Origin of the sequence: Deinococcus depolymerans (assembly GCF_039522025.1) — a bacterium.
In the GTDB taxonomy this organism is placed as follows: domain Bacteria; phylum Deinococcota; class Deinococci; order Deinococcales; family Deinococcaceae; genus Deinococcus; species Deinococcus depolymerans.
Genome location: NZ_BAAADB010000003.1, coordinates 188,951 through 196,178 on the forward strand (window position 1 = coordinate 188,951; position 7,228 = coordinate 196,178).

General features: G+C 70.1%; 6 protein-coding genes. 4 read left to right on the forward strand and 2 right to left on the reverse strand.

The features are described 5' to 3' along the window. Positions 1–216: 216 nt before the first annotated feature. Positions 217–1,848, reverse strand: a complete 1,632-nt coding sequence (gene pgi / locus ABDZ66_RS01295; protein ID WP_343755203.1) for a glucose-6-phosphate isomerase — start codon at positions 1,846–1,848, stop codon at positions 217–219. Between the two features lie 217 nt (positions 1,849–2,065). Here pgi and ABDZ66_RS01300 point away from each other — a divergent pair, with 217 nt between their 5' ends. The 3 genes from ABDZ66_RS01300 to ABDZ66_RS01310 all read left to right on the forward strand — a co-directional run bounded on the left by ABDZ66_RS01300 (position 2,066) and on the right by ABDZ66_RS01310 (position 5,442). Beyond that, positions 2,066–2,299 carry a hypothetical protein gene (locus ABDZ66_RS01300; RefSeq protein WP_343755205.1) on the forward strand — a complete coding sequence of 78 codons (234 nt, stop codon included), beginning with the start codon at positions 2,066–2,068 and terminating at the stop codon, positions 2,297–2,299. A gap of 483 nt (positions 2,300–2,782) precedes the next feature. Next, complete coding sequence (locus tag ABDZ66_RS01305; protein WP_343755207.1) at positions 2,783–4,075, forward strand: thiolase family protein; 1,293 nt, start codon at positions 2,783–2,785, stop codon at positions 4,073–4,075. Further along, the gene (locus ABDZ66_RS01310) at positions 4,072–5,442 is read left to right on the forward strand and encodes a 3-oxoacid CoA-transferase (protein WP_425544383.1); all 1,371 of its coding nucleotides are present in this window, start codon (positions 4,072–4,074) and stop codon (positions 5,440–5,442) included. Before ABDZ66_RS01305 ends, ABDZ66_RS01310 begins: the two co-directional genes overlap by 4 nt. 226 nt (positions 5,443–5,668) lie before the next feature. On the opposite strand, the gene ABDZ66_RS01315 is transcribed toward ABDZ66_RS01310, so the two are convergent. Next, positions 5,669–6,340, reverse strand: coding sequence for a TetR/AcrR family transcriptional regulator (locus ABDZ66_RS01315; RefSeq protein WP_343755208.1), 672 nt, complete (start codon positions 6,338–6,340; stop codon positions 5,669–5,671). 278 nt (positions 6,341–6,618) lie between these two features. On the opposite strand from ABDZ66_RS01315, the gene hpf reads away from it, so the two are divergent. Continuing rightward, on the forward strand, positions 6,619–7,188 hold the full coding sequence (gene hpf / locus ABDZ66_RS01320) for a ribosome hibernation-promoting factor, HPF/YfiA family (protein ID WP_343755829.1): 570 nt from the start codon (positions 6,619–6,621) through the stop codon (positions 7,186–7,188). Positions 7,189–7,228: the final 40 nt, after the last annotated feature.

The window sequence follows — 7,228 nt, forward strand, 5'->3', positions numbered from 1 at the left end:
TCCGCTCGGATTGAATGGGCTTTGCAGCCCATTCAATCGGAGTCCGTATCATACGGACTGCCGTTTGTTTCGTTCACAGATCGGAACACCACCGAGCTGTCAACGCCACGTCCGGAACCCGTCCAGCTCCTCCTCTGCGGAGCAGCCCTCCGAGTCCGTATCAGTTGAAGGTGGAGTTGAGGGCCGTGCGGCCCCCGATCGAACAGCAAACCGCTGTCAGCGGCGCGTGCGGTAACGGCGGATCAGGGTGTTGGTGGAGCTGTCGTGGTGCAGGTCGGGTTCGGAAGGCGCGTGCAGTTCCGGCACGATCTTCCCGGCGAGGACCTTGCCGAGTTCCACGCCCCACTGGTCGAAGGAGTTGATGTTCCACACCGCGCCCTGCACGAACACCTTGTGCTCGTACAGCGCGATCAGGGCGCCCAGGGTGTGGGGGGTGAGGCGGTCGGCGAGGAGGGTGTTGGTGGGGCGGTTGCCGTCGAACACGCGGTGCGGGGCGAGGTCGGCGGGGACGCCCTCTGCAAGCACCTGATCCAGCGTCTTGCCGAAGGCGAGCGCCTCGGTCTGCGCGAACACGTTGGCCATCAGCAGGTCGTGGTGCGGCGCGCCCTCCAGCGGCAGGGGGTTCAGGGTCTGGCAGAACCCGATGAAGTCCGCGGGAATCAGTTTGGTGCCCTGGTGGATCAGCTGGTAGAAGGCGTGCTGGCCGTTCGTGCCGGGCTGGCCCCAGATGACCGGTCCGGTCTGGTAATCGGTGGTCTGGCCGTCCAGGGTGACGTGCTTGCCGTTGCTTTCCATGTCGAGCTGCTGCAGGTACGCCGGGAAGTACGCGAGGTACTGGTCGTAGGGCAGCACGGCGTGGCTCTGCGCGCCCAGGAAGTTGTTGTACCAGATGCCCAGCAGGCCCAGCAGTACCGGGAGGTTCTGCTCCAGCGGCGCCGTGCGGAAGTGCTCGTCCATGGCGTGGAACCCGGCCAGCAGTTCCCGGAAGTGGTCGGGGCCGACGGCCAGCATCAGGCTCAGGCCGATGGCGCTGTCCATGGAGTACCGGCCGCCCACCCAGTCCCAGAAGCCGAACATGTTCGCGGTGTCGATCCCGAACGTCTGCACGGCGTCCGCGTTCGTGGACACCGCCACGAAGTGCCGCGCGACCGCCGCGTCGTCCTTCAGGGCTGCGAGCAGCCACGCGCGCGCACTCTGGGCGTTCGCCATGGTCTCCTGGGTCGTGAAGGTCTTGCTCGACACGATGACCAGCGTCTCGGCCGGGTCCAGGTCGCGGGTCTTCTCGGTCAGGTCGGTGCCGTCCACGTTCGACACGAAGCGCAGCGTCAGGTCCCGCTGCGCGTAGTGCCGCAGGGCCTCGAAGGCCATGACGGGGCCCAGGTCGCTGCCGCCGATGCCGATGTTCACGATGTTCTTCAGGGGTCGGCCGGTGTGCCCCAGCCAGCTGCCGGCCCGCACCTGGTCGGCAAAGGCCGCCATGCGGTCAAGGACTTCGTGAACGTCCGGCACGACGTTGCGGCCGTCCACCAGCACGGTCGCGCCTTTCGGGGCACGCAGGGCGGTGTGCAGCACGGCGCGGCCCTCGGTCACGTTGATCTTCTCGCCGGCGAACATGGCGTCGCGGCGGGCTTCCACGCCGGTCTCGCGGGCCAGGGCCAGCAGCAGGTTCAGGGTCTCGTCTGTCACGCGGTTCTTGCTGTAGTCCAGGTAAAGCCCGGCGCCCTCGGCGTTCAGGCGCTCGCCGCGCTGCGGGTCGGCGGCGAACAGGTCGCGCAGGTGCAGGGTTCGGGTGGCGTCGGCGTGGGCAGTCAGGTCCTGCCAGCTGCGGAACTGGGTGATGGTCGGCATAGGGTGTCCTCCCGGCGCGGCGGTCCTCTGGGGGCCGCGCGCCCTGTACGCCCGCGAGCATACCGCCCGTCACGGTCACGGCCCGCACGCTGTCTGGGCGCGTTCACGTTTCCCTGGTGCGCCGCTCATGAGGCCCGGTCGGTGGCGCTGGCCGGCTGACACGACCTTTCAATGTTCAGTCAGAGAATTGTGCGATTGTCCTCATTACTCTGTCCGCATGACCAGGAAGGTGAGGGACGCAGAACAATCCAGTTGGGCCCAGTGGGGGACACCCTACCTGAGGGAAGAACCCCGCGTTCAGGCGCCCGGCGCCGCGTACCGACCCGTTCAGCCCTGCGAGGCGCCCGCGCAACCCCTCTCGGGCGAGGCGCTGCGCCGCGCCCTGCTGGCCGAGGAGCAGCGGCAGGTCTTCGCGATCCTGAACCGCCTGCGCCGCGCCCGGCAACCCTGAACCGTCCTGGTTGCTCCCGCGTCTCCCGGCCCTGACCTTCCGCTGCGCCCCTGGTGCGCGGATCTCAGGGCCGGGTCGTGTCATGGGAGGTGTGGACGGGGGCCGACCTGATGGCAGACCGGCGATGAACACGCAGCGGTTGCCCGTCCCTCCTGGGGGGAGGCCGGAAGAGGGGGAGCCGGCAGGGCGCCGCGGAGGACGGTTTCCGTGAGCGCCCCCTCTGGCGCCCGGGCGGCGGCTGTTCCATTGATCGGGGTCCGTATCCGGGGTGCTGGAGGGACGCCGCCGCCCCCCCCTGCGGGTTGTTAACGAAACGGGCGGAATCCGTATCAGGTGTCAGGGATGGCGTTCCGTTTGACAGGCCGGCACCCCTTCCAATCCGGGCGGCGGCACGCTTGAATGCAGCGGTCGACCCACAAGCCTCTGCGCCGCCGGCTCCGTTCCGGCGGCGCCTGCCGCTGCCCGACCGGAGGAACCCAATCCATGACCCAGCCTGCTGCTGCCCACCTGAATGACCTGCACGACCGTGACGTGGTGATCGTCGCGGCCGTCCGCACGCCCATCGGCGCGATCCGTGGGGCGCTGTCCACCGTCCGCCCCGATGACCTCGCCGCGCACGTCATCCGCGAGGCGGTCACGCGCAGCGGGATCGACGCCACTCTGATCGAGGAGGTGATCCTGGGCTGCGCGAATCAGGCAGGCGAGGACAACCGCAACGTCGCCCGCATGGCCGCCCTGCTGGCGGGCCTGCCGGACAGCGTGGCGGGCCTGACCGTGAACCGTCTGTGCGCCAGTGGCCTGAGCGCTGTGAACACCGCCGCCCGCGCGATCCGCAACGGCGACGGGGACGTGTACGTGGCGGGCGGCGTGGAGAGCATGACCCGCGCGCCCCTCGTGATGCCCAAGGGCGCGCAGGCCTTCGCGAACGGCAACGTCACCGCGTACGACACGACGCTCGGCTGGCGCTTCCCGAACCCCGCGCTGGAGGCCCTGTTCCCGCTGGAGGCGATGGGGGAGACCGCCGAGAACATCGCAGAGCGCTCCCGCGAGGGCGCGTATGCCGGCGGCGAGATCACCCGTGAGGATCAGGACGCCTTCGCGCTGGACAGTCAGCGCAAGACGATGGACGCCCTGAACGCCGGACGCTTCAAGGGCGAGATCGTGCCCGTGCAGGTCAGGGGCCGCAAGGGCGTCACCGTGTTCGACACCGACGAGCACCCCCGCGTGACCCGCGCGGCTGACGGCTTCACCCTCGCCACCGACGAGGCCACCCTGGCGGGCCTGAAACCCGCCTTCCGCAAGGGGGGCAGCGTGACCGCCGGGAACGCCAGTGGCCTGAACGACGGCGCGGCCGCGCTGGTCCTGATGAGCGCCGCGAAGGCCCGCGAGCTGGGCGTCACGCCGCTGGCCCGCTGGGTGGGCGCGGCGGCGGCCGGCGTGGAGGCCCGCGTGATGGGACTGGGTCCCATCCCCGCGACCCGCAAGCTGCTCGCCCGCACCGGCCTGAGCGTGCAGGACCTCGACCTGATCGAACTGAACGAGGCGTTCGCCGCGCAGGCCCTGGCCTGCATCCGCGAACTGGAGTTGCCGCAGGAGCGCGTGAACGTGAACGGCGGCGCCATCGCCCTGGGGCACCCGCTGGGCATGAGCGGCGCCCGCCTGATCGTGGCCCTGACGCACGAACTGGCCCGCCGCGAGGGCCGCTACGGACTGGCGACCCTGTGCGTGGGCGTCGGGCAGGGTGAGGCCGCCATCATCGAGAGGATCGAAGCATGACGGTCACTGCAACCCCGACGGGTCTGAAGCACGTTCCGGTCATCACCGCCGCCGAGGCCGCCGCGCTGGTCAAGAGCGGCCAGACGCTGCTGGTGGGCGGCTTCGGCATGACCGGGAACCCGGTGCACCTCGTGCACGCGCTGGCCGAGACGGACGTGCGCGACCTGACGTACGTGGCGAACAACGTCGGCGAGGCGGGCCTGAGCGGCGGGCGACTGCTCCGCAACGGGCAGCTGAGGAAGGCCGTCGGGTCGTTCTTCACGAGCAACCGCGAGGCGGTGGCGGCCGCGCAGGAGGGCCGCCTGGAGGTGCAGCTCATCCCGCAGGGGTCGCTGGCCGAGGCGCTACGCGCAGGCGGGGCAGGCATCGGGGGCTTCTACACGCCCACCGCCGCCGGGACCGTCATCGCCGGGGACGCCGATGTGCGCGTCCTGAACGGCCGGGAGATGGTCTTCGTGCCCGCCCTGCGCGGCGACGTGGCCTTCGTGCGCGCGTGGCGGGCCGACGAGGCCGGGAACCTCCAGTACCGCCTGACCGAGCAGAACTTCAACCGCGCCATGGCGACCGCCGCCGACCTCGTCGTGGCGGAGGTCGAGGAGATCGTCCCGGTCGGCACCATCCCGCCCGAGGGGGTTCACACGCCGGGCCTGTACGTGGATTACCTCGTGCAGGCGACCCTGACCGCCGAGGCGCTCGGCAGCAGCGCGGACGTGAAGGGCAGCGCCAAGAAGGTGGACGAGGCGCGGATGCACATGGCCCGCCGCGCCCTGGCCGAGCTGCGGCGCGGGGACGTGGTGAACCTGGGCATCGGGATTCCCACGCTGGTCGCGGACCTGATCACCCCGGAGCACGGCGTGAACCTGCACACCGAGAACGGCATGCTGGGCGTCGGCCCCGCGCCCGAGCAGGGCGGCGCGCTGGACTACCCGGTGAATGCCGGGAAGATCCCGGTCACGGCGCTGCCCGGCGCGAGCTACTTCGACTCCGCCGACTCCTTCGGCATGATCCGCGGCGGGCACGTGGACGTGGCGGTCATGGGGGGGTTGCAGGTCGACGCGCAGGCGAACCTCGCGAACTGGGCGGTCCCGGGCAAGCCGCTGCTGGGCGTGGGCGGCGCGATGGACCTCGCCAGCGGCGCGCGGCGACTGATCGTCCTGATGACCCACACCGACCCGGACGGCACGCCCAAAGTGGTCCCCGAGTGCACCCTGCCGCTCACGTCGCGCGGCGCGGTCAGCATGATCATCACCGACCGGGCCGTGTTCGAATTCCGTGACGGGACGCTCACCCTGACCGAACTGATGCCCGGTGCCACGCTGGACGGGGTGCGTGCCAGCACGGGCGCACCGTTCGTCGAGGCGCTGTGACGACCCCGGCGCAGAGGCGTCTGCCACCCTCTTGCGCCGGCGTCCGCTGATACGGACTGCCGCCTGTTTCGCCCTCCACCCGCCAACCCACCGGGTTGCCGGCGCCACGCCCGACCGTCCGCTCTGCTCCCACTCGGCCTGCGGCGCAGCTCGGCGGGTCCGCCCGCTCGGATTGAACGGCTTACAAAGCCGTTCAATCCGAGTCCGTATGAGGAACGCGCCGCGTTCAGGACTTCAGGTCGTGGTGGGCGGCACTGTCCGGTGCGAGCGCCCCGTGCATCAGCAGGCTGAAGCGGTCCTGCCAGTCGCGCAGCACGTCCCGCTGGTCGCGGTGCCCCCCGTGCAGCAGCGCCAGGATGAACGCGTCGACCAGCAGCACGCTCAGCATGTTGACGTTCGCCTCCGGACGCAGGCGGCCCTGGCTCTGCATGGCCAGCAGCACCGGTTCCACCAGCGCGGCCAGGGTCAGGGCGGTCCGCATGCCGTCACCCGGCAGGTCCAGCCGCGCCTCGGTGCGCGCGGGGGCTGCCCTCTCGGCCGGCAGCGGCGAGGCCCCCAGGACCGCCTGACCGACCGCGCCCACCAGGTGACGGTACCGGACACCCAGGTCGGCCATGCGGGCCGTCACCTTGTCCCAGACCTGTTGCGGGTTCGCGCCGGCCCGCAGGCGTTCCAGCGCGTCGTCCCGGCTGGCCTGCACGGCCTTCTCGAAGTGCGCCAGCAGCATGTGCACCTTGCTGGGGTAGTACCGGTACAGGTTGGTGCGGCTCACGTAGGCGGCGCGCGCGATGTCCTGAGCGCTGATGGCGTCCAGACCGCTGCGTGCGAACAACTCGAAGGCCGCGCGGGCGATCCGGTCGCGGCGCGCCTCTTCCTGTTCCTGCCGGTCTACCTTCACGCGTTCAGGATACAGCCGGGGTCGGGCGGCGCGCACACCCCGGACCTTCATCTGACTGGTGGACACCTGCCGCGGGCCGGGGAGCACACCGAATCGGCGGCACAAGGGGGCTGCCGTACGGCCCTGCCCTGGCAACGCCCGTACGCTCTGCTCCGGAGCATACCCCGAAACGCCCGCGCGGCGCAGTGAGCTGTTCGCCTGACACGCCGCTGACCTTCGGCCTAGAGTGAATCACCGGAGCCGATCCCACCCTCCGGGAAAAGGAAGAGGTGAAAGCCGTGCACATCTACAAGCTGTCAGGCCGGAACGTTGAAGTCACCGACGCCATGCGTGATTACGTGCAGGAGAAACTCACGCGCTTGGACCGTTACAACGATCAGATCACCGACGCCCGCGTGACCCTGACCGTCCGTGACGTGCGGGACTCCGGCCGGCGAAACAGGGTCGAGGTGCAGCTGAACGTCCCCAGCGGCATCATCCGCGCCGAGGAACACCACGCGGACATGTACGCCGCCATCGACAAGGCCAGCGATGTGCTCGAACGTCAGCTGCGGAAATTCAAGACCCGTTACCTCAAGAGCCGTCACGAGGTCACGCCCCAGCCCGAACCCGGCCCAGCCGAGGCGGACGTGAACGCCGGCCTGGACGACGTGAGCGAATTCACGCCCGAGATCGTCCGCATGAAACGCTTCGACATGCGCCCCATGAGCCCCGAGGACGCCGTCGCGCAGATGGAGGCACTCGGGCATGACTTCTACGTGTTCATGCACATGCAGACCAACACCTGCGGCGTCGTGTACCGCCGCAAGGACGGGCACTACGGCCTGATCGAACCCAGCGTGCCGTGACAGCCGGGGCTCCCCGGGCGGGGGTGGAGGGTCGCCGCGG

Excerpts from the sequence above, each read along its gene's own strand:
- pgi (WP_343755203.1), bottom strand. The coding sequence starts at position 1,848 with ATGCCGACCATCACCCAGTTCCGCAGCTGGCAGGACCTGACTGCCCAC.
- ABDZ66_RS01300 (WP_343755205.1), top strand. The coding sequence starts at position 2,066 with ATGACCAGGAAGGTGAGGGACGCAGAACAATCCAGTTGGGCCCAGTGG.
- ABDZ66_RS01305 (WP_343755207.1), top strand. The coding sequence starts at position 2,783 with ATGACCCAGCCTGCTGCTGCCCACCTGAATGACCTGCACGACCGTGAC.
- ABDZ66_RS01310 (WP_425544383.1), top strand. The coding sequence starts at position 4,072 with ATGACGGTCACTGCAACCCCGACGGGTCTGAAGCACGTTCCGGTCATC.